Here is a 23,190-nt window from a genome sequence, read left to right on the forward strand (position 1 = left end):
CAGCCAGTGTGACCCCCGCGCGCACCGGCGTCGAGGCGTGTTCACGCCCGAGCCCGTCACACCCCGTCGGCCTCCGGGGCGGGCCGGCGGTGGGCGGGCGCCGCGGTACGCGTGTGGACGAACAGCTCCTGCCGTGCCGGAGGGGCCGCCCGGTGCTCGGGTACCGGCAGCTCGTACCGCACCGGCCGGCGGTGGTCGGCCAGTTGCCGGTCCGCGTTGTACACGCGGCCGAACTTCCAGAGCATCCGCGCGAAGTTCGTCTGCCCGCGCAGCAGGTTCCGGCCCAGCACCCCCACGGCGCCCACCGCGTTGCGCAGCCCCAGGTGCTTGCGGTTGAGGACCGCCTGGGTGCGCACCAGCTCCCGGTAGAACACCTCCAGCGGCAGCTTCGTCGGGACGACCGCGTGCTGGATGTCGAACAGCCGGTAGTCCCGCGTCGTCAGCTGCCGCGCCTCCGTGTGCCAGATCTCCGTCCCCGGATACGGCGTCATCACCGTCAGGTGCACGATCTCCGGCACCGACAGGGCGAACTCCCGCACCGCGCGGAACCGCTCCTCGTCCCACGCCGGATCCACGATCAGGTTGATGGCCACCATGATGCCCATCCGCCGGGCCGCCTCCAGGGCCCGGAAGTTGTCGTCCGGGCTGACCCGCTTCCGGTACAGGTCCAGGCCCTCGGCGTCGATGGCCTCCATGCCCAGGAACATGTACCGCAGCCCCAGCCGCGTCCAGCGTTCGAACACCTCCGGGTTGCGCAGCAGCACGTCGCTGCGGGTCTCCAGGTAGTACCGCTTCCGGATGCGGCGCCGCTCCAGGGCGGCCGCGATGCCGTCGCCGTGCTCCGGCTTGATGAACGCCACGTCGTCGACGATGAAGACGTTCGGCTCCCGGATCGACGCCATCTCCTCGGCCGCCGCCTCCGGCGACGCCTTGCGGTAGCTGCGCCCGTAGAACGTCCACGCCGAGCAGAACGAGCAGTCCCAGGGACAGCCGCGGGTGAACTCGATCGACGCGCACGGATCCAGCTCTCCGATGAAGTACCGGTTCCGTCTCCGCATCAGGTCGCGCGCGGGGCGCGGGCCGTCCAGGCTCTCCAACAGCCGGGGCGCGGGCCCCCGCCCCTCCGCCGACACGACGCCCGGTACGCTGCCGAGGCCGCCGTCGCGCGCCGCCTCCAGCAGCGGTGCCACGGCCGGCTCGCCCTCACCGCGCACGACGGCGTCCACCGCGCCCTCCGCCTGCCGCAGCACGTGTTCCGCGATGAACGACACGCTGTGACCGCCGAAGAAGACGAAGCACCCGGGGGACGCCGCCTTCGCGCGCTTGGCGATCTCGATCGCCTCCGGGACGTTCGCCAGGTAGTTGAGGGAGATCCCCAACGCCTCCGGCGCGAACGACCGCAGTTCCGCGTCGAGCACGGCCGGCGGCAGGACCTGGAGGTCCACGACGCGGACCCGGTGCCCCGCGTCCCGTGCCGCGGCCGCCACCCGTTCCAGGCCCAGCGGTTCGAGTCGGAGGAAGATCTCCGAGTACATCAGGGCACTCGGGTGGACGAGGAGCACGCGCATGTGAGTCTCCAGCCGGACGGCGACGACGATCGACGACGGTCTCTTCCCTGACGGCCTCTTCTCCGACGGCCCGTGTGCCGTCGGCTCAGGATCAGCCGCGCCTCCACACCAGGCGCACGGCGAAGTTCACCTCCGTCGTGCCCTTCGCCACGACGATGCCGCCCTCACCGCCCACCTTGAGGCCGAAGTCCACCGCCGCCTCCTCCGGCCCCAGGCGGCGGAGCGTGTCGAAGACCCGCGCCAGGGCGGGGCCCAACTGGTCGAGGGCCTCCTGGAGCGACATCTGGGCGCGCGCCGTGACCGACTCGCCGGGGAAGCCCTCCGAACCCACCGCCACCAGGCCGTCGTCGACCTCGAAGACGGCCGTGCCGTCACCGTCGTCGCCCACCTCGATCGTGATCAGCTGCGTCACGGAGCCCAGCCTCGCGCAGCCGCGGGGGCACCGCACGCCGGGCCGTCCGGAGGGACCACCCGAATCCCCCGCGAGGGTTCTCCGCCCCTACGCGCGCGAGGACCCCGTCCGGGAGAGTTCGGGGCGAGGGCCAACGCCCAGCTCCGCCCCACGCGCGCGAGGACGCCCACCTCCAGGCCCCGCCACGTGGGCACGACCTTGCTCCGCCCCTACGCGCGCGAGGACGCCGTGAAGCAGGGGCGGCGGCTTCCGCGGGGGTTCTCCGCCCCTGCGCCGCGCGAGAACCCCTTCCGGGGCCGCTCCCGCAGAACGCCTCGTTTCCACGAGAAGTGTTGTCGCCGCCGCCGCGCCCGATCTCCCGTCCGCCGGACCACAACCGGCAGCCCCTTGCAGGAGAGCGAAGAGCGGAGAGACCGTGCAGCATCCCCGAGACCCACAGGACCATCCCGGCCGTCCGCGGCAGGACCGGGAGGAGGCCCGTCACGGCCGGGCCGCGACCCGTCACGGCCGGCGCCGCCGTACCGGCCGCGGGGCCGCCGTCGCGGCGCCGCGGCGCCACGCGAAACAGCGCTGGACCTACCAGGGCGTCGGCACCGTCGTCGCCGGCACGGTCGCCGTCGCCGCGGTGGCGATCGGCACGGTCGTCCTCGGCGGTACCGGAGGGGAGGGCGGCTCCCTCGCCACCCGCACGGCCGCGCCCGCGCCGTCCCTCGGCGACCGTCCCGCGAGCACCACCGGCACCACACCCCCTACGAGCCCCGCCATACCCGCGCCCCGCCCGTCCCGGTCGGCACCGCCGTCGCCGCACGCCAGCCCCGCCGCCTCCACCCCGGCCCCGGCCCGGACCACCCCCGCCCCACCGGGCCGGCACACCACGGCCGGAACCGGGAAGCGTCCCTCCGCCGCCCCCGCGTCGCCCACCGCGCGCGTGGGCGACGCGGACCCGTACGCGGCCCGCCCCGCGCGGCCCGGCGGCGCGGTCGCCGACCACGTGCGCCGCGTCGTCGCCCTCGCCAACGCCGAACGCGCCAAGGCCGGCTGCCCCGCCCTCCGTACCGACAGCCGTCTCCAGGAGGCCGCCCAGGGCCACGCCGACGACATGGCCGCCCGCGACTACTACGCGCACGACACCCCCGAGGGGCAGGACGCGGGTGACCGGATCGGGGCCGCCGGCTACCGCTGGAGCACCTGGGCGGAGAACATCCACCGCGGCCCCGGGAACCCGGCCACCGCCGTGCGGGACTGGATGAAGAGCCCCGGTCACCGCGCGAACATCCTCAACTGCGCCTTCCGGGACATCGGCGTCGGCGTGAACCTCCGGCCCAACGGCCCCTGGTGGGTCCAGAACTTCGGCGCCACCGGCTGACGCGCCGCACCGCCGCTCACGCCGGGCCGGCCAGGGTCTGCACCCACACCGTGCCCTCCGGGCCCGGCACCGCCGCCACGCCCGTGTCCCGGTAGCGGCAGCCGAGCATGTTCTCCTGGTGGACGGAGCCGTCCATCCAGTCGTCGACGACCGCCGCCGCGTCCCGGGGCCCCCGGTGCAGGTTCTCGGCCCACGCGCCCGCGTCGTACCCGGCGTCGGCCATCCGCGCGTCCGCGTGCCGGCCCTCCGGGTCGGCGTGGGCGAAGTAGTTCCGCGCCACCATGTCGCGCGCGTGGGCCCGGGCCGCCGCCGTCAGCCGGGGGTCCAGTCGCAGCGGAGCACAGCCGGCCTCGGCGCGCCGGGCGTTCACCAACGCGGTCAGCCGCTGCGCCGCGCCCGGCCCGGCCGTCCGCGCGGCGCCCGGGGGCGGCGCCGGTGCCGCCGTCACGGAGGCGGCCGGGCTCGGGGAAGCGGTGGGCGGCGGGGAGGGCGAGGAGGTGGGCGTGGGCGTACGGGACGCGGTGGGCGTCCCGGCCGGCGACGCCGGCGCGGCGAGCCCCTTCGGGGCCGGCCCCTCCGGGACGGGCGCGGGGGCGTCGGGCGCCACCGGCCACAGCGCGGCCAGCAGCACCCCGCCGACCACCGCGCCCCCGACCGCCGCGGGCACCCGCCGGCGCGCCGCGCCTCCCGCAGGGCCGCCCGCGCCGGGTCCTCCCGTCCCCGCGCGCGTGGCACCCTCCCGTACGGCCGCGGACGCCCCGTCGGCCCCCGCCGCGCCGTTCGCCGCCGCACCGTCCGCCGTGGAGCCGTTCGCCGCCTGGCCGGGAACCGCGCCGGACGCCGCTGCGGGCGCCGCGTCGACCTGCGCGGCGGGCACCGCCGGGTACCCGGAGAGCGGAACGACCAGGGCGAGACCGGCCAGCAGCCCCTCGGCCGGTATCAGGTCCGCCCAGTGCCCACCGCAGGCGCGGCAGCCGCGGGCGTGCCGCGCGACGCGCTTGCGCCACACCGGGGCCGGACGCCCGTCCCAGTCCGCCGTCAGCCGCACCAGCGCACCGCACCGGGGCTCCGCCGCCAAGGCGCGCACCACCCCGCGCCCCGTCTCCAGACTGGCCTTCATCCGCTGCACCCGCACCGCCGCGTGCCGCGCCGGGACACCCAGCGCCTCGGCCAGCTCCGCGCGCGTGAGCCGGCCCGACGCCTCCTGCCACCACAGGGCCAGCAGCGCCCGGTCGTCCTCGTCGAGCCACCGGGTCGCCTCGGCGACCTCCCGCCGCTGGCCGGACAGGCCGAGCCGCAGGATCGTCAGGTCCACGAAGTCGCCCGCCGGATCCGGTCGCTCCACGACGCGCTCCAGCGACGTGACCGGCGCCTGCTGGCGGTCGTTCCAACGGCGGCGTATCTGGTTCATCGCTATGGCCACCAGCCAGGACCGGAACCGGGACGGCTCGCGGAGCCCGCCCAGCCCGTCCAACGCCCGGAACATGGTGTCCTGGACCACGTCGTCCACGTCCGCGTGCCCGTCCAGCGCCCGCCCCACCACGTTGTAGACCAGCGGCAGGTAGTCCTCGACGAGCCGCTCGCGCGCCCGGCCGTCACCCGCCCGCGCCGCGCTCACCAGCTCCGGTACGTGCTCGTTGTCCCTGTGCATGCCCTGCCTCGCCCCGTCGTCGCGTACGGCCCTGTCGTCGGGGGATCCGGTGGCGCGGCCCCGACAACGGAAATCAGCCGGACAGTACGCACCCGGGCCCGTCCGGTGAAATCCTCGGACGGCCTGCATGCCCGGCGGCCCGGGGCCCGGACGTCGACGAGGCCCCCGCCACGAGGGTGAAGCCGCGGCGAAGGCGGTCGCCGGACCCGCCGTCGCCCACCGTGCGGAACCCGTACGGCTCCGGCCCGTGTTCGACGGGGCCGCGCGCCGCGCGCCGGCGGCCCCACGGGTCCACGGCGGCGTGCACCCCCTTCGACGGTCCGCCGGTCGCTCGCCGACGCGTGGGTCAGCGGCGTTGCAGCCGGGCCGCACGCGCGCTGATGTCCGGCAGCTTCGCGTACAGGGCCGCGCCCGGGCAGCGAGTCGCGTAGCCGTCCATGTGGCCGCCGACGACGGGCAGCACGGCCGTCGTGCCCTCCGGGAAGCGCGACTCGTCGCTCGTCGAGACGAGGGTGACCGTGCCGCGCGGATCGGCCCCGGAGGGATCCAGCTTCCAGGCGACCAGCCGCGCGATCGCGTCGAGCATCGGCTCGGGCACCCGCGTGCCCTCCGAGAACGTGCCGATCGCCGCGATGCCGACCGTCCCCTCGTTGAACCCCTTGGTGTGGGCGCCGATCACGGGCCGGTCGACACCGCCCGCCCGGCCCTCGTAGATGGTGCCGCAGGCGTCGACGAGGAAGTTGTAGCCGATGTCGTCCCAGTCCCGGCCGTGGGCGTGCCCCGCGTACAGGTCGCGCAGCGTCGCGGGGACGCTCGCGCAGTCGTACCCGTTCGGGGTGCTCGTGTGGTGGATGACGGCGGCCCGCACCGCCGGCGCGTACCGGGCGGCGGGCGCCGTCGACACGGTCTCCGCCCGCCACGCCGTGCGGGGCACGATCATCGGCCGCGGCCCCTGGTGACGGCCCGCGCGCTGCGGGGAGGTGCCCCCGGACTCGGCGGCACCGTGCCCCCGCGGGCCCGACGACGGCCCGACGACGAGGCTCGCCGCCACGAGCGCCCCGAAGAGGGCCATCGACGTGGCGGTACGGGCCCTGCGGGTCTGCGGCAGACGCATGCTCCCGCCTCCTCCGCGCCGAACCGCCCCGGCCGTGGTCCTTCCTGCCCGTCGGCACCATCGTCGCCAACGGCGCCGCGGGCCGCTCGCCGGAGTGCTCCGTACGGGACGGCGGCTCCGGGCGGTTGTCAGTGCCGCGTCCTACGGTTTTTCCAGTGGGACCCGCGGGACAGGCCGCCGGGTCCGCCCTGGGGAGGGGTCTGCCAGTCATGTCTGCTGTGTCCGCGGAGACGACGTATCTGGAGCTGTCGCAGGACGGCGGCGGTGCGCACAAGTTCTACGAGGTGTCCGTCGACGGTCAGACGGTGACGGTGCGGTACGGACGGATCGGCGCCGCCGGCCAGACCCAGACCTCCACGTTCCCCACCGTGGAGAAGGCGCGCGCCGCCGCGGCCAAGAAGGTCGGGGAGAAGGTCCGCAAGGGGTACGCGCCGGCCGTCCCGGGCCAAAGGGCCCCGCGCGCGGTGACCCGCCGTCAGGTCGCGTCGGCCCCGTCGACGGCCCGCGCGGTCGCACCGGTGCTGTGGCGGTTCCGGACGGGCTCGGCGGCGTTCGGCATCCACGTCGACGACGACCGCTGCTGGGTCGGCAACCAGGCGGGCGACGTCTACACCCTGGACCACGACGGCGCCGTCCTCGCCCGCTTCGCCCTGCCGGACGGCGTGAAGTGCCTGGTCGCGGACGACTTCTGGATCTACGCGGGCTGTGACGACGGCCGCGTGTACGACCTGTCGTCGAAGCTGCCGTTCGCGGCGTACGACATCGCGGCGGACGTCGACATCTTCTGGCTCGACATCCACGAGGGCGTGCTGAACGTGTCGGACCGCGCCGGCCGGCTCACCGTCATCGACCACGAGGACGAGCACCAGTGGGCCCGCCGCAGCCGGGGCGAGCACGCCTGGATGGTCCGCGCCGACGACCGGGCCGTCTACCACGGCCACCAGCGGGGCGTGACGGCGTACGCGCCCGACGGCGGTGGCGAACTGTGGCACACGGCGACCCGCGGCGGCGTCCTGTTCGGCTGGCAGGAGGACACGGCGGTGTACGCGGGCACCGCGCACCACGCCGTGCAGCGGCTGTCCAAGGACGACGGCCGGATCGAGGCGACGTACGCCTGCGACAGCGCCGTGTACGCGTGCGCCACGTCACCCGGCGGGCGGTTCGTCTTCGCCGGTGACGCGGCGTCCTCCGTCTACTGCTTCGACCGGGACGGCACACGCCTGTGGAAGCTCGGCACGGGCGGTGGCTCGGCCCTGTCCATGCAGTACCACGACGAGCGGCTCTACCTGGTGACCACGGACGGCTCGCTGGTCTGCGTGGACGCGGGCGAGACGGCGATCGAGGCCGCCCAGCGCGGCACGGTCCCGGTGGCCCGCGACGTGAAGCTCGCCGCCGCCCTGCCGACGTACGCGCCGGCGACGGCCGCGGCCTCGGTGGCCGCGGTGGCGGACGCCCCCGCCGGCTCGGTCGTCGTGGAGTGCGTCCAGGACGGCGGACGGCTCCGGGTGCACGTCGTGTCCGAGGGCTACGAGCCCTCGTGGAACGTCCAGTTCCCGCGCGCGATACGGGAGCCCGGCGCACGCTACGCGGTGGACGCGCTGCACGCCGCGGCGGGCGGCTTCTACCGGGTCCGCGGCGACATCAGGCGGCTCCTGTGACCGGGGCGGGCGGCGCGTTCGAGGCCGCCACCGGGGACGGGCCCCCGCGCCCGGACCCGGCGGCGGACCCGGCGGCGGCCGAGCGGCGCGCCGCCGAGGTCCGCACGGCGTACGAGGGGCTGCTCCAGATCCGGCGGCTCACCAACACCGGGGGCGGCGACCACGGGGCCGTGCCGGCCCCGTGGGAGCGCAACCAGCCGGTGAGGGCGGTCGCGCTGGCCCTGGAGGCGGCAGGCGTCCCGCCGTCCGCGCTGGACGCCGAGGGGCGGCGCGTCAGGACCGGCTACCGCGTCGGCCCCGGCGACGGCCCGGGGCAGGTGCGGGTGGAGTGGCTGGGCCCGCCGGGCGGCGGCGCCGCCCAGGAGGAGGACACCGCCCTGGCGGGGTGCGCGCGGGCCCTGGAGCGGCTGGGCTGGGAGGCCCTGCTGTACCGGGGGCCGCGGCGACGGCGCCACCTGGAGGTCGAGCCGCTGCCCGCCCCCGACTGACCGGGGCCGGCCCACGGCCGGGACGGCCGGCGGTTCAGGCGATGGACGCCGACACGATCGCGGACACCGCGAGGTTGCAGGAGGCCGTCACCCACACCGCCGGGTGCGGCTCCGGCTCCACCAGGAGCGCGCCCAGGCGGCCCGGCGTGATCAGGTCCACCACGACGAACGCCACGGCCATCATCACCAGACCGAGCAGACCGAACACCGCGGTCGACACGAGGCCCTTGCCGAAGTCGTCGTACGTCGACCAGATGGAGGTGAACACGATGCCGCCGATGCCGAGCAGCGCCGAACTCAGCAGCAGGGCGCCGTTGCGGTTGCGCTGCTCCCAGACGAGCCGCCGGAGGTTGCCGGGGGTCAGCACGTCGACCAGGACTATGCCGAGGATCAGCAGGACCAGCCCGAGGCCGCCGTAAGCGGCGGCCCGGCCGAGTCCGTTGACGATGTCGATCATGATGAGCCGGCTCCCCGTTGCAGAAGTGATCTGAGTGATCGCGGTCAAGGCGACGCAAAATGTAGCGCACGGCCCGAGGCCACCGGCCCGCGCGGGCGGGGGACGCCCGTGACCCGTATGGCCCCGTCACCCGGCGCGCGGCGCCGACTCCCGCGCACAGTGGTACGGCACGCGAGGCGCCGCCCCGCGCTCCCGTGCCGCAGCAGTCCGACGCCGGGAGGAGCCGCATGGCGCTCGACGGGACGGCGGAGACGGGTGGTCCCGCTGCTCCGCGACCGGGTGGCCGGCCGCGCGGGTGGCCGGCCGCGCGAGGAGCCGGCGGTGCGATGCCGGGCGGCACACGGGGCCGCCGCCCACGCCGGCTCCCGCGCCCCCGCACGCGCCGACGACCGACGCCCCCATGGCCGACGACCGACGCCCAACGCCCCCCATGGCCGACGACCGACGATCGACGAAAGGCCCGGACCCCATGAGCAGCACCACCCAACGCCACCCGCTGTCGTTCCTCGTCATGACCGGCTCCCGGCGAGCCGACTCGTTCAACACGAAGCTCGCCCGGCTGGCCGTGGCCGCCGTCGAGGCCAACGGGGCGTCGGCGACCTTCGCCTCCGTCAGGGACTTCCAGGTGCCGGACTACGATGCCGACGCCGAGGCCGCCGACGGCATCCCGCCCGGGGCCGAGCGCTTCCGCAAACGGCTCCACGAGGTGGACGCACTGATCGTCGCGTCACCCGAGTACAACGCCTCCGTCCCCGGCGTCCTGAAGAACCTCATCGACTGGACGTCCCGGTTCCGTCCGCAGCCCTTCAACGAGATGCAGGTGCTGCTCCTGTCGGCGTCCCCGTCAATGGTCGGCGGCAACCGCGGCCTGTGGGCCCTGCGCGTCCCGCTGGAGCACCTCGGCGCCCGCGTCTACCCCGACATGTTCTCCCTGGCCGCCGCCCACACACAGCTCGACGACGGGGGCCGCATCGCGGACGGGACGCTCCAGGAGCGCTTCGAGGCGAACATCGTCAACTTCATGAACCTCGTCGAGGCCACCACGCACTACCCGTGCGTCAAGAAGGCCTGGGTCGAGTACCTCGGCGAACACCCGGACCCTGAGGTCGACCGCGTCCAGGCGGAGGCCAACGTCCAGGCGGAGGCGGGTTAGACGCCCACCCGGTGGGCGACGTTTGTGGGCCGCGGCGGCGGTCACCCGGACGGCACGACCGACGTGCGTCGAGACGGTCCGCGAGGGACCAGAGGGAGATGCCATGACTTCGGTGGCCGACTACGTGCTGGAACGGGTTCGCGGATGGGGCGTCGACCGCGTCTACGGGTACCCCGGTGACGGGATCAACGGCCTGCTCGGCGCCTTCGGACGGGCCGGGGACGGGCCGGAGTTCATCCAGGCGCGGCACGAGGAGGCCGCCGCGTTCATGGCGTGCGGGCACGCCAAGTTCACCGGTGAGGTCGGCTGTTGCGTCGCCACGTCCGGGCCGGGCGCGATCCACCTGCTCAACGGCCTGTACGACGCCAAACTCGACCACCAGCCCGTCGTCGCGATCGTCGGCCAGCAGCGGAGGCTGAGCCTCGGCTCCTCCTACCAACAGGAGATCGCCCTCGAACAGCTCTTCGCCGACGTGTCCGAGTACTGCCAGATGATCACGCATCCGGGGCAGGCGCGGCACGTCGTGGACCGGGCGTTCAAGACCGCGCTCACCACCCGCTCCGTCGCCACGGTCATCATCCCGGAGGACGTCCAGGAAGAGGAGGCGCAGCCCTCGCCGCCCAAGCAGCACGGCTCCGTCTACTCCAGCATCGGTTGGAGCCGCCCGCGCGTGCTGCCCGACGCGACCGAGCTCCGCAAGGCCGCCGACGTCCTCAACGAGGGCGCCAAGGTGGCCATGATCATCGGTCAGGGCGCCGCGCACGCCGAGGCCGAGGTCGTCGAGGCCGCCGAACTCCTCGGCGCCGGTGTCGCCAAGGCCCTCCTCGGCCGCGAGGTCCTCCCCGACGACCTGCCGTTCGTCACCGGCCCGATCGGCCTGCTCGGCAGCAAGGCCAGCGACGACATGATCCGCGGCTGCGACACGCTGTTCATGGTCGGCACGTCCTTCCCGTACGCCGAGTGGCTCCCCGACGAGGGCCAGGCCCGCGGCGTCGAGATCGACATCGACGGCCGCATGATCGGCATCCGCTACCCCATGGAGGCCCACCTCGTCGGTGACGTCCGCGAGACGCTCAGGGAGCTGATCCCCCTGCTGCACCGCAAGAAGGACCGCTCCTGGCGCAAGAAGATCGAGAAGGACGTCAAGGAGTGGCACCGCGTCCTCGACCGGCGCGCCCACCAGAGCTTCGACGGCAAGGTCAATCCGCAGAGCGTCGCCGCCGAACTGTCGCCGCGCCTCCCCGACCGCTGCATCCTCACCGCGGACTCCGGCTCGGGCACCAACTGGTGGGCCCGCCACCTGAAGCTCCGCAAGGGCATGCACGCCTCGCTGTCCGGCACGCTCGCGACGATGGGCCCCGCCACCCCGTACGCCATCGCCGCCCGCTTCGCCCACCCCGACCGGCCGGTGATCGCCTTCATCGGGGACGGCGCGTTCCAGATGAACGGCATGAACGAGATGATCACCGTGAAGAGGTACTGGGACCGGCTCGCGGGCGGCCCGCCGCTGGTCTTCTGCGTCTTCAACAACCAGGACCTCAACCAGGTCACCTGGGAGCAGCGCGCCCTCGCCGGAGACCCCAAGTTCCCCGGCTCCCAGGACATCCCGGACGTGCCGTACGCGCGGTACGGCGAGCTCCTCGGGCTCAAGGGCGTCTACTGCGACGATCCGAAGAAGGTCGGCGCGGCCTGGGACGAGGCCCTGCGCAGCGACCGCCCGGTCGTCCTGGAATTCAAGGTCGACGCCGACATCGCCCCCATCCCGCCGCACATCACGCTGGACCAGGGCGTGAAGGCCGCGAAGGCCGCCGTACGGGACCCCGACGGCGTCGGCATCGCCACCCGCGGCGTCCGCCAGAAGCTCACCGACCTCACCGGCCACCTGAAGGGCGGCCGCGGCTCCGCGTGACGGTTCCCACCGCCTTCCCCGCGGCCCCGAGTGACGGGCCCCCACCGCCCCGCCCCGCCGCCCGGCCCGGACGGCGGGGCAGGGCGGAGCACCCGGGTCACGGCCGGTCGTCGTGGTGCGGGGGCTCCTGGAGGAGCTGCCGCACGGCCCGGTGGGCGTCCACGAGGAGCGAACCGTGCAGCCCCATCCACTCGGGGTCGGCGGCACCCCTGCCCGCGAGGAGCCGGCGCAGCTCCTCGTGCGCGGCGCCGGCGTCCTCGACCGCCCGCCGCAGCCGGGACCGCGCCGCCCCGGAGTCCTCGGTGACGACGTGCCCGAACGCGGTCACGGCGGTCGCCAGGTGCCCGAGGAGCCGCGCGTAGTGCATCGCCACGTCCTCTTCGGGACGCGGCCTGCCGCTGCCGCCGTCGGCGGCTTCCCGCAGCGTGCGCGTCAGGTCGCGGGTGGAGCGGACGAGTTCTTCGAGCACGTACGTCGTGTGGGCGTACGGGCCCTGCCGGCGCAGGAGCCGCGTCCGGCGGCGCGCGACCGGGTTGAGGCGGGCGCTCTCCTCGGTCCTGGCCAGGGCGTCTTGCGCCTCGTCGGCGAGCTCGCCGACCCGCCGGGCCTGCTGGTCCCACGCGCGGGCGTCCCCGTGGTCCCAGGGGCCGGCCAGTCCCCGGGCGACGCGGGCCAGGCACTCCGCGGCCGCGTCGAGGGCGGTGCGCAGCGAGGCGCGGCCGTCGCGCAGGTACACCGGAGGGCGGACCAGCATGTTGACCGCCACGCCCACGGCCGCGCCCAGCAGCGACTCCAGCAGCCGGGCGACGGCCTGGCCGACACCGGGGTCACCGGCGGTGAGGGTGAACAGGGCCGCTGTGGCGCCGTAGATCCCCTGGTCCCCGAGCTTGCGCCAGTTGCCGACGAGGAGGGTGACGGGGAGCACCAGGACCATGGCCACCGTCGGGTCGTCGAGCGCCATGCCGGCCGCGGTCGCGAGGGTGGTGCCCAGGGCGATGGCCGCGAGCTGCTCCAGGCTCCGCGCCAGCGACTGGTACACCGTGGCCCGTACGAGGGCGACCGCCACCCACGGGGCGATGAAGGCCATCGGCGCGTGCAGCACCCGGCTCGCGACGACCCACGCGACCAGGGCCGCCAGCGCGGCCTTGAGCGCCTGGGCGACCAGGTCGCGCTCGCGTCCCGGCCCCGCCCGGGCGCGTCGTACCGCACGCGACACGGACCGGGTCTCGGCGCGCAGGGCTTCGGGGAGGTGGTGCCACGATTTCGCCATCCGGTGCGCGTGCCACGAACGGCCCCTCCGCACACTCCCGCATCCGTCCCCGCGCCCTGCTCCGGCCCACCCGCCCCTGCGCCCGCATCCGCCCGCACCCCCATTCGCCCCCGTTCCCCGCGCGCCCCGGCCCACCCGCGCCGCGCCCCGGCCGCACCTGCTCCCGCGCCCTGCTCCGGCCGCATCCGCCTCCGCACCGCCCTCGCGCCCCACACCCGTGTCCGCCTCCGCGCCGCTCCCCGGGCCCGGCCCCGTGGGGCGCGGGGAGCGGGGCGCGCCGTGGTGGGCGGGCGCCGTTCCGGGCAGCCGCCGTGCCCCGGGGCGTTACGGCGCGGGTCGCCGGCCGGCCGGGTGGCCGGGGGCGGTCAAGGGGCGTCCAGGGTGATGACGGCCTTGATGTCGTCGTCGTGCGCGGCGAACGCCTCCTGGAAGCGCTCCAGCGGCACCCGCCGGGTGACCAGGCCCTCCAGCCACGCCGCGTCGGCCCGGGCGAGTGCCGCCGCGGCCTGCCGGTAGTGGTCGAGGTTGGCGTTCACCGAGCCGACGACCGCGTCGTTCCCCAGCACCAGGTCGCGGTTGACCATCCCGGCGTCCACGGTGATGCGCCGGCCGGCGGGGGACACCCCGGTCAGGCACAGGACGCCGTACGGCGAGGTGCCGGACATGGCCGCGAACACGACCTGCGCGGCGCCGGTCGCCTCGATGACGACGTCCGGCCGCACGTCGTCCATCACCTCGCGGGCCCCGGCGCTGTGGTACGCCGCGCCGAGGGACCGTACGAGCGACGGCTTCGGGCCCCGCTCGACGCGGTCCAGCACGTGCGTCTCCAGGCCCCGCTCCACGCCCACCAGCGCGGCCAGCAGCCCGATGGGGCCGGCGCCCGTCACGAGGACCCGTCGCGGCTCGAACCACGAGCGGCCCCCCACCAGGTCGACCTGCTGCCACGCCTTGGCCACGACGGACATCGGCTCCAGGAGCGTCCCCACGTGCTCCAGGCGCGGATCCAGCGTGACGGCGTAGTCGCACTCCACGGTCCAGTACTCCGCGCCGTAGCCGTCGAGCTCCTTGACGCCCCGCTCCCGGTAGCGGTCGTTGCGGCACATGTCGAAGTGTCCGCGGGCACACGCCCCGCACGGTACGGGGTCCGGGCGGCGGACCACGCCGACCACCAGGTCGCCGGGGGAGAAGCCGCTCCCGGGCGGCGCCTGCTCCACCCGCCCCAGCGACTCGTGACCGGCCACCATCCAGTCCCGCCCGGCGGGCGCGGTGCCGTACTGCCCGTCGGCGATCTCCCGGTCGGTGCCGCACACCCCCAGCGCCAGGCCCCGCACCAGCAGTTCCCGCGGGCCCGGATCGGGCGGGGGGAGTTCGCGGACCTCCATGGAGGCCCGCGAGCCGGGCCGGACCGTCAGTGCGCGCATGGGCCGTCCTTCCGTTCCGCGTCGGGGGAGGGGAGTCCTGGCCGCGGCTCGCCGCCGTAGCCTCCCGCGTACGGGAGCCTCCCGTGTAGGGGAGCCTCCCGCGTACGGGACCGGCGCCGCGTCCGACGGTAGTCAAGGGTACGGAGGCCGGACGCGCCCCGCTCCCGGAAGGGCGCCGTTCCGGCGGGCCGGCAGGGCCCGCCCGACGGGGAGGACCGCCCGACCCGCCCGCCCGGCCCTCCCGGCGGGCTTCGGCCCCTACGGCGCGGCGCGGGACAGGGCCAGGCCCGATCCGATCAGACGGCGCAGCGCGATCACGGCGGCGGCCGACAGGACGCTGCCCCACGCGGGGTCCCCGGCCAACCTCACCAGCCCGGCCGCGGTCAGGAAGTCGAGCAGCACGGCCAGGGCGCTTCGGAAACGGCCCGTCAACCGCCAGGAGGCCGCCGCCGCGACGAGCCCCGCAGCGGTGATCAGCACGGCGGCGGCCTGCAGCCAGGCGTTCACCGTGGTGTCCTCCGGGCGGGCTGCTCCAGTGGGTCCGTGCCACGCGCGATCTCCGCGCTCTCCTGGGCGATCTCGCGTCCGAGGAAGTAGTTGAGCGCGGTACGGATGGCCGCGATCGCCGCCAGTTGCCCGATCTCGGTGAAGCTGGGCGCGACCGCCGTGCGCAGCACGTCACCCGCGAGCTGGAACTCGAGGCCCAGCACGAGGAAGCGCCCCAGGCTGAGCCGGATCCGGTTGAACCCGGCCACCCGGCCGCGCCCCCGTAGACCGGCCTTGACGAACTGGGCGAACGCCCAGACGGCGCCGATGAAGATGATCAGCGCCCCGGCGGACTCGACGAGCCGCACCAGGAAGCCGATGGCTTCGCGCAGGGCCGACTCGGGCAGGAGCTCCACCGACACGATCATGAAAGGCGGGTACCCGCGCGCGTCCGCGCCGATGCCACGTGTGCTCCACCCGGCCCACGCCGCCGGTACGCGGCCGGCCGGCGGCCCCGTACCTCACCGGACGGTCCTCACGACGGCCTTGTACCTCACCGGGTGGCCCGCGTGGCGGCTGCGCACCTCACGGGGCGACCCACACAACGGCCCCGCACCTCACGGGGGTGGCCTACACAACGGACCCGCACCTCACGGAGGGGCGGCCCTCACCGCGGGGCGGACCTCACCGCGGCGAGTGCCAGGGCGGTCGTCTCCTCGGGCGTGCCCTCGACGGACACCTCGGCGCCGTGCTCGTCGGGAGCCGGCGGCTCCAGGGCGTCGAACTGCGACCGCAACAGGCTCGGCGGCATGAAGTGGCCGCGCCGGGCGGTGATGCGGGCGGCGATCAGCTCGGCCGGACCGTGCAGGTGGAGGAAGAAGACGCGGGGCGACACGGCGGCGAGCCGGTCCCGGTAACGCCGCTTGAGCGCGGAGCACGTGATGACGCCGCCGCGGTCGAGGTGGCCGCGCAGCCACCCGGCGATCCGCTCCAACCAGGGCGCCCTGTCCTCGTCGGTGAGGGGCACCCCGGCCTCCATCTTCTCGATGTTCCCCGGCGGGTGGAGGTCGTCCCCCTCCTCGTACGGCACCCCCAGCTGCCGTGCCAGGGCCCGGCCGATCGTCGATTTGCCGGAGCCGGAGACCCCCGTGACGACGACCAGCGGAAATACGTGATCCGGCATGTCTCCATCCCTGTTCGGCGCCCGTGTCCCGGGCGGGTCGGGTACCCGCGCGGCACGCCTCGTACGCGACGGGATTGGGTCCGGCTGATCGGGTGACCCGCTGGGGGTACGGCACGCGACGCGAGGAGTGGCCATGACCGGAACCGAGAACCACGAGAGCCCGCTGGAACGGGTCACGGGCGAGAAGGACGTCCACCCGGAGGAGGAACGCGGGCGCGGCCGGCCGGACGACCGGCGGAAGCGCGGCGCGGAGCAGGGGGAGGAGGCGCGTGACGCGCGTCGGGACACGTCCGGGAGCGGCGGGCGGGACACCGGCGGGTAGCGGCGCGACCGCCCCGCCGGAGGGTAGCGGCGCGACCGACCCGCGGCCACCGCGTCCCGCAGCCACCGCGTCCCGGGGCCGGGTCGCGGGGCGGTCCCTCCTCGACCCGTAGCGATTGGTCTGATTCGTGCGTGTATGGCAGGGCAGTGATCTCATGTGGTCATTCCCGTTCATGACGTGAACCCGGCGCGGCGGGTCCCCTGGGTGACGTACGCGCTGATCGCCGCCAACTTCGTCGTCTTCCTGCGCACCCCCGGCATGGCCGGCTCGCTGACCGGCGAGAGCGGCCTCGCGCAGTTCTGCCGGCTGGACTCGTTCCTCGACCAGTGGGCGGCCGTGCCGAGGGAACTCGTCCACGACCGGCTGCCGGGGCTGGTCCCCACGGGCGAGGTCGGCGTGGGCCCGTCCGGCCCGGGCTGCCTGCTGGGCCCGCCCGGCTACGACAAGTCGCCGCCGCTGTCCGTCCTCACGGCGATGTTCCTGCACGGCAGCTGGCTGCACCTGCTCGGCAACATGCTGTTCCTCTGGGTCTTCGGCGACAACATCGAGGACCGGCTCGGCAGGGTGCGCTACCTGCTGTTCTACGGCCTCTGCGGCTACGCCGCCACGTACGGCTTCGCCCTGGCCGACTCCGGTTCGGCCACGCCGCTGATCGGTGCCTCGGGCGCCGTCGCCGGGGTGCTGGGCGCGTACCTGGTGCTGTACCCCAGGGCCAGGGTGTGGGTCCTCGTGCCGTTCCTGATCCTGCTGCCGCTGCGCCTGCCCGCCTGGACGGTGCTCGGACTGTGGTTCGCCCTCCAGGCCGTGTACTCGTACGGGGCGGGCGTCTCGCAGGCCGGGACCGTGGCGTACCTGGCCCACGTCGTCGGCTTCGTGGTGGGGATGCTGTGCGCCTGGCCGCTGCGCCGGGGCACTTCGCCGCCGCCGGAGCCCCGGGGGCCGCTGTGGGGGAGGCGGGCGCGGCCGGCCGGTCCCGCCCGGCCGGGGTGGTCGCGCCCGGGCTGGTGACGGCGCCCGCCGCGCGGCGCACTGGACCCGCCTCCGGCCCAGCAAGCCGGAACGTGTGTCGAGAGTGACTGGTGGCGGCCGAGTGACCTGTGTTTTTCTGCCGGGATGAACATCGAGAGCTCCGGGGCCGCCGCGGAGAGGCCGGTACGGATCCGGCAGAGGACCGAGGACGACGCCGAGAAGTGCGTGCGGGTCCTCGCGGACGTCCATCGGCGCGACGGTTACCCGGTGAACTGGCCCGACCGCCCCCGTGAGTGGCTTTCGCCCGCTCGCCCGCTGGGGGCCTGGGTCGCCGAACTGGGAGGGCGGGTCGTCGGCCACGTCGTCCTGTCCCGCGGCGGCGAGGGGGACCTGGCCCCCGGCCTGTGGGGCGAGCGGAACGGGACGAGCGCGGACCTGACCGCGGTGGTCGGCCGCCTGTTCGTCGCCCCGGGAGCCAGGGGGCACGGGATCGGAGCGCTCCTGATCGGCCGGGCCACGGAGGAGGCACGACGCCGTGACCTACAGCCGGTGCTCGACGTCGTGGCGTCCGACACCGCCGCGGCGGCCCTGTACGAGCGGTTGGGCTGGGAACGGATGGCCACGGTCGAGCAACGATGGAGCCCGTGCCGACCGGTGACCGTCCACTGCTACGCGGCGGCACCGTCTTCGGCCGCCTGGTGAAGCCTCGACACGGTGAAGCCTCGCCTTGGTGAAGCCTCGTCCCCGCCGACGAGCGGACGCGACCGCCTGATCGGTTCTGCCCGGACCGAGCGGTTCTGCCCGGACGCCGCCGCACGGGGACGCGCCTGCGGGTGCCCGGAGCCGTCGCCCGTGCGTCCGGTACCCGTTCGGCGCGGTTCGCCCCGAAGGCGTCGTGGAGGACGCGCGTGGCCACCGCGTGCCCGCCGGCCGCACCCGGGCCCGGTGGGCACGCGGCGGCACTCCCACCGGGCCCGCCGGGGCGGAGGAGGCGCGTACGGGGCGAGCGCGTCGCGCCGGGCCGGGGTCCGCGTACGGGAGGCGGCGCCCCCGACCGGGTGGGGGCGCCGCCGTGCCCGTGCGGGACGGGCGTCGGTCAGCCGGTGAAGCCGGCGGTGATGGAGGTGAACTCCCAGTTGGGGCGGTCGCGGTTGACCGACCAGAAGGCCAGGCGGCCGATGTCGTGGGAGTTGGCCCAGTCGCGGATCTGGGTCCAGATCTGGGGCGTGGTGATCTCGCCGGTGTCGCTGCTGCCGTTCATGCCGGAGATGCCGATGTGCGCGTAGGCTTCCGCGTCGGTCCAGCCGAAGACGGACTTGAGCTTGTTCTTCAGGCCCTCGGTGGCCTTGACGGTGCTGCCGTACATGTCGGCACCGCCGCCGAAGTTGAAGGGCATGATGGTGAAGTTGTCGATGTTCGCGTCGAGGGCGTGGGCCCGCTCGATGAGGCGGTTCCCCCAGGAGTTGGGGCCGGAGATGAGGGTCGGGAAGGTGAGGATCGTCCGCAGGCCCGGGTTGTTCTGCTTGACGATCTTCAGGGCGGTGAGGATGCGGTCCTGGACGGCGGCGTTCTCGAACTCGTCGGTGTTCTCGATGTCGATGTCGATCGCCTTGAGGCCGTAGGCGTCGATCACCTTCTGGTAGGCGCCCGCGAGGGCCTCGGGGGTGGAACAGTTGGGACCGAGCTTGTTGCCGCTCCAGCCGCCGATGGACGGGACGATGTCACCGCCGGCCGCGCGGATCGCCTTGATGGTGGACTCGTCCACGCCGCCGAGGAGGGGGCGCTGGCTGTCCCACGCCGGGTTGCAGCCGTTCTGGGCGAGGATGAAGGCCATCGTGAACCACTTGGTGCCGGTGGCCTTCATCACCTCGGTGGCGCTCGGCGGATTGCCCCAGCCGAGGTAGAGGTAGGGCGCGGCCTGGATGAAGCGGGGGCCGCCGCCACCGCCTCCGGTGGTGGTCACGGTCCTCGTGCCGCTGGCGGGGCCGACCTGGTCGGCGGTGTCGCGCGCGCGGACGCTGTAACCGTACGTGGTGCCGGGCGAGAGGCCGGTGTCGGTGTAGCCCGTGGTGGTGACCGTGGCGACCTTGGTGGTGCCGCGGTACACGTCGTAGTTCTTGACGCCCTTGTCGTCGGTGGCCGCCGTCCAGCTGAGCGCCACCGAGGTGTCGGTGACGGTCCCGGCGCTCGGTGTGCCGGGGGCGGACGGCGGGTTGTCGCCCGGGACGTCCGAGCCGTCGCAGGAGGCTCCGTTGAGGACGCAGTTGGTGACGTTGCCGCCGCCGGTGCCGATGCCGTTGAAGCCGAAGGAGACGCTGGCACCGGGGGCGAGGGTGCCGTTGTACGAGGCGTTCTTCGCCGTCCACCTCGTGCCGGAGTTCGTCACGGTGGCGTCCCAGACGGACGCGACGGAGGTCCCGGCGGGGAAGTCCCAGGACACCGTCCAGCCACTGATCGCGGTGGTGCCGGTGTTCTTGACGGTCCACTGGCCCGCGAAGCCGCTGCCCCAGTCCTGGGTCTTCTGGTAGGTCGCCTTCGCCTCGGCCGCCTGCGCCGGCGCGGCCAGGCCGACCAGGGCGGCGAGCGGGATGACCAGGCAGGCGAGCACTGCCGTGGTCCGTGTCCACAGACGTCTGACGGTGGGGGATCTCAAGGCGTCTCCATCGAGTGTCGGTTCCGGAGGGGGTCGGGTGGCGCGCCCGCGCGTGCGGCCACCCGTCGTTCATGAGCCTGTTGGTCATGACATGACACTCACACGCCTGGGAGGCTATTGGTGTAAACCAATCCGGTCAATAGGTCTGGACCAATAGGGCGGGGAGGGTCGGCGGGTCGGCCGCCGGTGATCCGGCGCGGGATCCCGAGCCGGGCGGGCGGTTCCGGGGCACGGCCCTGTCCGGCCCGGGCCGGGTGCTCGTCTTCGCGGGAGGCGCGCCGCTCGTGGCCGACGGCGAGGTGGCGGGCGCGGTCGGGGTCGGTGGGGGCCCGCGAGCAGGGCACCGCCGTGGCCGAGGCGGTCGCCGCGGCTTCGTGAAGACGGCCGCCGGTACGCGCGGCCCAGGACATCCGGTGTGCCCGGGCAGGCCGGACACGAGCACGGGAAGGCGCGAGGACATGGCTGGACCGATTCTCATCACCGGCGCGGGCAGCGGTTTCGGCAAGGAGGTGGCGCTGCGGCTCGCGGCGGCCGAGCACGACGTGATCGCGGGCGTGGAGATCATCGCCCAGGTCAGCACGGTACGCGCCGAAGCCCGGGAGCGGGGCGTCGACCTGCGGGTGGAGAAGCTGGACGTCACCGACCCCGGCGACCGGGAGAGGGCCGGGGCCCGGGAGGTCGAGGTCCTCCTGAACAACCGTTCGCCGACGCCCTCGACCAGGAACTCGCCGAGTTCGGCGTCACGGTCGCCACGGTCAACCCCGGCCCGTTCCTCACCGGCTTCAACGACACCATGTTCGAGACGTGGAAGGAACGGCGCGACAACACCGCCGACCGCCTCTACGACTACGCCGAACCGGCCTTCCCGCACGAGCAGTACGACCCCGAACCGGTCTACGAGCGCACCGTCCGCGTTCTGCTCGGCGACGAACGGCACTACCGCAACCTGCTGCCGACCGAGATGGAACCGCAGGTCCGCGAGCAGGTCGACGCCCAGTGGACCCGGCAGCTCAACGACGGCCGCCGCCCCGACCTCGTGCGGAAGGCGTACGACACCAGCCCCGGCACCCCGGTCCAGGACTGATCTCCTCCAGCCGTCCGGCGCCGAGCGCCGGTGGCATCGCTCCGGCCGCGGGGCGTCCCCCGCCCCGGGCGCACCTGCGACACGGCGACGGGCACGGCTGCGCACCGGGCCGCTCAAGCCCCTTGCCGGCATCTGTCGCCGCCCTGGGAGAAAGGGACCGGATCGGGGACGTGTGGACTGCCGATGATCGCTTACGCTGCGATCCCACACCGTTCGATCAGGGGGGAACATGCGCAGGAGCCACAAGGTGGCGTCGGGAGCCGTCGCAGCCGTCATCGCGGCCGGCGGGACCGTGTACGTGCTGCAGGACCGGGCGGAGAAGGCCGAGCGGGAGGAGCTGCGCGTCACCGCCGAGGCGATCTTCCAGCGCGAGGCCGATGCGGATCCGCAGTGGCGGGAGACCCCGTCACCGGCGGGTCGGGTCTGGGGCGAGGCGAAGTCGAAGGCCGTCGTGCACCACATCGAGATGCACGGCGAACGGGCCAAGGTCTGGGTCGACAGCTCCACCACGCCCTACACCACCGCCCCTTCCGGCGCCGACCCGCAGCCCACCATCCCCTACGTGTCGTCCCACGTCTTCCTCTTCGAACCGGACGGCGGCGGTTGGCGCCTGGTCGAGGACCTCACCAAGAAGGAGTTCGCCCACTGACACCCGGCCGGCCACCCCCGGCCCGCCTCCCGGTCCCACCAGCGATGGCCGGCCCGCAGAGCCTCGCGGGCCACCCGGCCGCCGCGGGCCGGCGGCGACCAGGCGCTCGACGACCTCGCGGACCCGCACCGTGGCCACCGCGGCGACACCGGTGCCGGACTCCGGCCGGGCCGCGCCCCACACCGCCGTCCAGGTGGACATCCCGGCGGGGGCGCCCCGAGCCGCACCTGGCCGAAGCGGTTGCGCGGGACCGGACCGGCCTGCCGGAACACCTTGCCACCGGGACAGCGCCGCCTCCTGACGACGCCACGGTGCCGCCGCGGAGCGAGAACTCGGTGGCGGGCCCGGACCTGCATGGACGACCATGCACCGCATGAGTGACCGACCCGCGCGATGGACCCAGGCGACCGTCCACCCCGACATGTGGACCGACCCGGACGACGACCCCCGCACCAACGAAGGTCCCGGTCCGGACGGCGAGCCGGCGACGCTGCGGGACTTCCTGACGGATTACCGCATGACCCTGCGGATGAAGTGCGAGGGCCTGAGTCCGGAGCAACTGGCCCGTCGGTCGGTTCCGCCGTCGACGATGTCGCTGCTCGGCCTGGTCCGGCACCTCGCCGAGGTGGAACGCGACTGGCGCAACTGGATCAGCGACGGCGACCCCCTGCCGAAGCTGTACGGCGAGAAGGGCGCGGACTTCGACGGAGCCGTCGCCGAGCAGGCCGTGGTCGACGCCGCGTACGCCGATCTGGAGCGCGAGCAGGCCGCGACCGACGCCGCGCTGGCCGAGCACCCGGACCTGGGCGAGCGGGTGGGGAAGGACGAGATCGCGATCCGGGAGCTGCTGGTGCACCGGATCGAGGAGTACGCCCGTCACTGCGGGCACGCCGACCTGCTGCGCGAGTGCGTCGACGGGAGGGTGGGCCAGTGACGGGGGCCGGGGTTCACACCCGCCCCCACCAGAACGTCACCTCGAAGTGAGAGCCCCGGACGGGGCCGGTCGTGCTCGCCCCGCCGACTCGGGCGCGGCTGGGGCGGCGTCTGCCCGGGCCTGGGCGGCGCGGTGGCCGTCGGAGTGATCGCCGCGCCGTGGTCGACGGGTCGTGGTCGACGGGCCCGGGGTCGTCACGGGTGCCCCGGGGCGGGCTCCGCCTGCGCGGCCCGGTCCGTGGAAGGCGGTGTGGGATCACGCGTCCGTGCGCGCAGCGCAGGCGAGCGGTGAGTTCCCGGACCGGCCGGTGGCTGGGAGCCGCCGAGCCGGCCAGAGCGAACGACGGCCGTGTGGACACCGAAGCCCTCGTCGTGAGGCTCGGACAGGTGGGGACGGCCCCCCGACCCGGCGTACGGACCGGGGCGATCGACGGGTGCTGAACG

Annotated in this window: 21 protein-coding genes and 1 pseudogene; 11 read left to right on the forward strand and 11 right to left on the reverse strand. The window is 74.7% G+C overall.

Features of this window, described 5'->3' with window-relative positions:
* Positions 1 to 56 precede the first annotated feature (56 nt).
* Both hpnR and AC07D6_RS18155 read right to left on the reverse strand, forming a co-directional pair.
* Positions 57 to 1,568: a hopanoid C-3 methylase HpnR gene (gene hpnR, locus AC07D6_RS18150; RefSeq protein WP_479045401.1), complete on the reverse strand. Its 1,512-nt coding sequence runs from the start codon at positions 1,566 to 1,568 to the stop codon at positions 57 to 59.
* A gap of 91 nt (positions 1,569 to 1,659) precedes the next feature.
* Positions 1,660 to 1,980, reverse strand: a complete 321-nt coding sequence (locus AC07D6_RS18155; RefSeq protein ID WP_315879704.1) for a CU044_2847 family protein — start codon at positions 1,978 to 1,980, stop codon at positions 1,660 to 1,662.
* A 415-nt stretch (positions 1,981 to 2,395) separates the two neighbouring features.
* Between AC07D6_RS18155 and AC07D6_RS18160 the strand changes: the two genes are divergently transcribed.
* Entirely contained in the window at positions 2,396 to 3,346 is a 951-nt protein-coding gene (locus tag AC07D6_RS18160) for a CAP domain-containing protein (RefSeq protein WP_479045403.1), read from the forward strand.
* Between the two features lie 16 nt (positions 3,347 to 3,362).
* On the opposite strand, the gene AC07D6_RS18165 is transcribed toward AC07D6_RS18160, so the two are convergent.
* Positions 3,363 to 4,997, reverse strand: a complete 1,635-nt coding sequence (locus tag AC07D6_RS18165) for a sigma-70 family RNA polymerase sigma factor (protein WP_479045405.1) — start codon at positions 4,995 to 4,997, stop codon at positions 3,363 to 3,365.
* 346 nt (positions 4,998 to 5,343) lie between these two features.
* Positions 5,344 to 6,111 (reverse strand): peptidoglycan recognition protein family protein, encoded by a 768-nt coding sequence (locus AC07D6_RS18170; RefSeq protein ID WP_479045407.1) that lies wholly within the window; start codon positions 6,109 to 6,111, stop codon positions 5,344 to 5,346.
* Positions 6,112 to 6,320: 209 nt separating this feature from the next.
* Here AC07D6_RS18170 and AC07D6_RS18175 point away from each other — a divergent pair, with 209 nt between their 5' ends.
* Together AC07D6_RS18175 and AC07D6_RS18180 are read left to right on the forward strand one after the other, a co-directional pair.
* On the forward strand, positions 6,321 to 7,769 hold the full coding sequence (locus AC07D6_RS18175) for a WGR domain-containing protein (protein ID WP_479045409.1): 1,449 nt from the start codon (positions 6,321 to 6,323) through the stop codon (positions 7,767 to 7,769).
* Positions 7,766 to 8,257, forward strand: a complete 492-nt coding sequence (locus tag AC07D6_RS18180; RefSeq protein WP_479045412.1) for a hypothetical protein — start codon at positions 7,766 to 7,768, stop codon at positions 8,255 to 8,257. Before AC07D6_RS18175 ends, AC07D6_RS18180 begins: the two co-directional genes overlap by 4 nt.
* Before the next feature lie 34 nt (positions 8,258 to 8,291).
* On the opposite strand, the gene AC07D6_RS18185 is transcribed toward AC07D6_RS18180, so the two are convergent.
* Positions 8,292 to 8,714, reverse strand: a complete 423-nt coding sequence (locus AC07D6_RS18185) for a DUF350 domain-containing protein (RefSeq protein WP_315879710.1) — start codon at positions 8,712 to 8,714, stop codon at positions 8,292 to 8,294.
* Positions 8,715 to 9,183: 469 nt separating this feature from the next.
* Between AC07D6_RS18185 and AC07D6_RS18190 the strand changes: the two genes are divergently transcribed.
* Together AC07D6_RS18190 and AC07D6_RS18195 are read left to right on the forward strand one after the other, a co-directional pair.
* Positions 9,184 to 9,867 (forward strand): NADPH-dependent FMN reductase, encoded by a 684-nt coding sequence (locus AC07D6_RS18190; protein ID WP_479045415.1) that lies wholly within the window; start codon positions 9,184 to 9,186, stop codon positions 9,865 to 9,867.
* A 103-nt stretch (positions 9,868 to 9,970) separates the two neighbouring features.
* Complete coding sequence (locus AC07D6_RS18195) at positions 9,971 to 11,776, forward strand: thiamine pyrophosphate-requiring protein (RefSeq protein WP_479045418.1); 1,806 nt, start codon at positions 9,971 to 9,973, stop codon at positions 11,774 to 11,776.
* Between the two features lie 97 nt (positions 11,777 to 11,873).
* Here the strand turns inward: AC07D6_RS18195 and AC07D6_RS18200 are convergent, their stop codons facing one another.
* The 5 genes from AC07D6_RS18200 to AC07D6_RS18220 form a co-directional block, all read right to left on the reverse strand.
* On the reverse strand, positions 11,874 to 13,046 hold the full coding sequence (locus tag AC07D6_RS18200) for an FUSC family protein (RefSeq protein ID WP_479045420.1): 1,173 nt from the start codon (positions 13,044 to 13,046) through the stop codon (positions 11,874 to 11,876).
* 365 nt (positions 13,047 to 13,411) lie between these two features.
* Positions 13,412 to 14,467, reverse strand: a complete 1,056-nt coding sequence (locus tag AC07D6_RS18205; RefSeq protein ID WP_479045423.1) for a glucose 1-dehydrogenase — start codon at positions 14,465 to 14,467, stop codon at positions 13,412 to 13,414.
* A gap of 258 nt (positions 14,468 to 14,725) precedes the next feature.
* Complete coding sequence (locus AC07D6_RS18210; protein WP_315879563.1) at positions 14,726 to 14,974, reverse strand: hypothetical protein; 249 nt, start codon at positions 14,972 to 14,974, stop codon at positions 14,726 to 14,728.
* Positions 14,971 to 15,381: a DUF1622 domain-containing protein gene (locus tag AC07D6_RS18215; RefSeq protein ID WP_315879562.1), complete on the reverse strand. Its 411-nt coding sequence runs from the start codon at positions 15,379 to 15,381 to the stop codon at positions 14,971 to 14,973. The genes AC07D6_RS18210 and AC07D6_RS18215 overlap by 4 nt, the downstream gene beginning before the upstream one ends.
* Positions 15,382 to 15,620: 239 nt before the next feature.
* On the reverse strand, positions 15,621 to 16,136 hold the full coding sequence (locus tag AC07D6_RS18220) for a gluconokinase (protein ID WP_479045426.1): 516 nt from the start codon (positions 16,134 to 16,136) through the stop codon (positions 15,621 to 15,623).
* A 133-nt stretch (positions 16,137 to 16,269) separates the two neighbouring features.
* On the opposite strand from AC07D6_RS18220, the gene AC07D6_RS18225 reads away from it, so the two are divergent.
* From AC07D6_RS18225 to AC07D6_RS18235, 3 genes are all read left to right on the forward strand, one after another.
* Complete coding sequence (locus tag AC07D6_RS18225) at positions 16,270 to 16,458, forward strand: hypothetical protein (RefSeq protein WP_315879560.1); 189 nt, start codon at positions 16,270 to 16,272, stop codon at positions 16,456 to 16,458.
* A 156-nt stretch (positions 16,459 to 16,614) separates the two neighbouring features.
* Positions 16,615 to 17,466 carry a rhomboid family intramembrane serine protease gene (locus AC07D6_RS18230; RefSeq protein WP_315879559.1) on the forward strand — a complete coding sequence of 284 codons (852 nt, stop codon included), beginning with the start codon at positions 16,615 to 16,617 and terminating at the stop codon, positions 17,464 to 17,466.
* Between the two features lie 105 nt (positions 17,467 to 17,571).
* Positions 17,572 to 18,129: a GNAT family N-acetyltransferase gene (locus AC07D6_RS18235; RefSeq protein ID WP_479045430.1), complete on the forward strand. Its 558-nt coding sequence runs from the start codon at positions 17,572 to 17,574 to the stop codon at positions 18,127 to 18,129.
* 394 nt (positions 18,130 to 18,523) lie between these two features.
* Here AC07D6_RS18235 and AC07D6_RS18240 read toward each other — a convergent pair whose 3' ends face one another.
* Positions 18,524 to 20,080, reverse strand: a complete 1,557-nt coding sequence (locus tag AC07D6_RS18240) for a cellulose binding domain-containing protein (protein WP_479045433.1) — start codon at positions 20,078 to 20,080, stop codon at positions 18,524 to 18,526.
* A gap of 458 nt (positions 20,081 to 20,538) precedes the next feature.
* Here AC07D6_RS18240 and AC07D6_RS18245 point away from each other — a divergent pair.
* The 3 genes and pseudogenes from AC07D6_RS18245 to AC07D6_RS18255 all read left to right on the forward strand — a co-directional run bounded on the left by AC07D6_RS18245 (position 20,539) and on the right by AC07D6_RS18255 (position 22,747).
* Positions 20,539 to 21,164 (forward strand): annotated as a pseudogene (locus tag AC07D6_RS18245) (SDR family NAD(P)-dependent oxidoreductase).
* Positions 21,165 to 21,393: 229 nt separating this feature from the next.
* Complete coding sequence (locus tag AC07D6_RS18250; RefSeq protein ID WP_479045436.1) at positions 21,394 to 21,813, forward strand: hypothetical protein; 420 nt, start codon at positions 21,394 to 21,396, stop codon at positions 21,811 to 21,813.
* A 364-nt stretch (positions 21,814 to 22,177) separates the two neighbouring features.
* Entirely contained in the window at positions 22,178 to 22,747 is a 570-nt protein-coding gene (locus tag AC07D6_RS18255) for a DinB family protein (protein WP_479045438.1), read from the forward strand.
* The last annotated feature ends 443 nt before the right edge of the window (positions 22,748 to 23,190 follow it).

The sequence above is a fragment of the Streptomyces sp. NPDC045287 genome, from assembly GCF_056432325.1.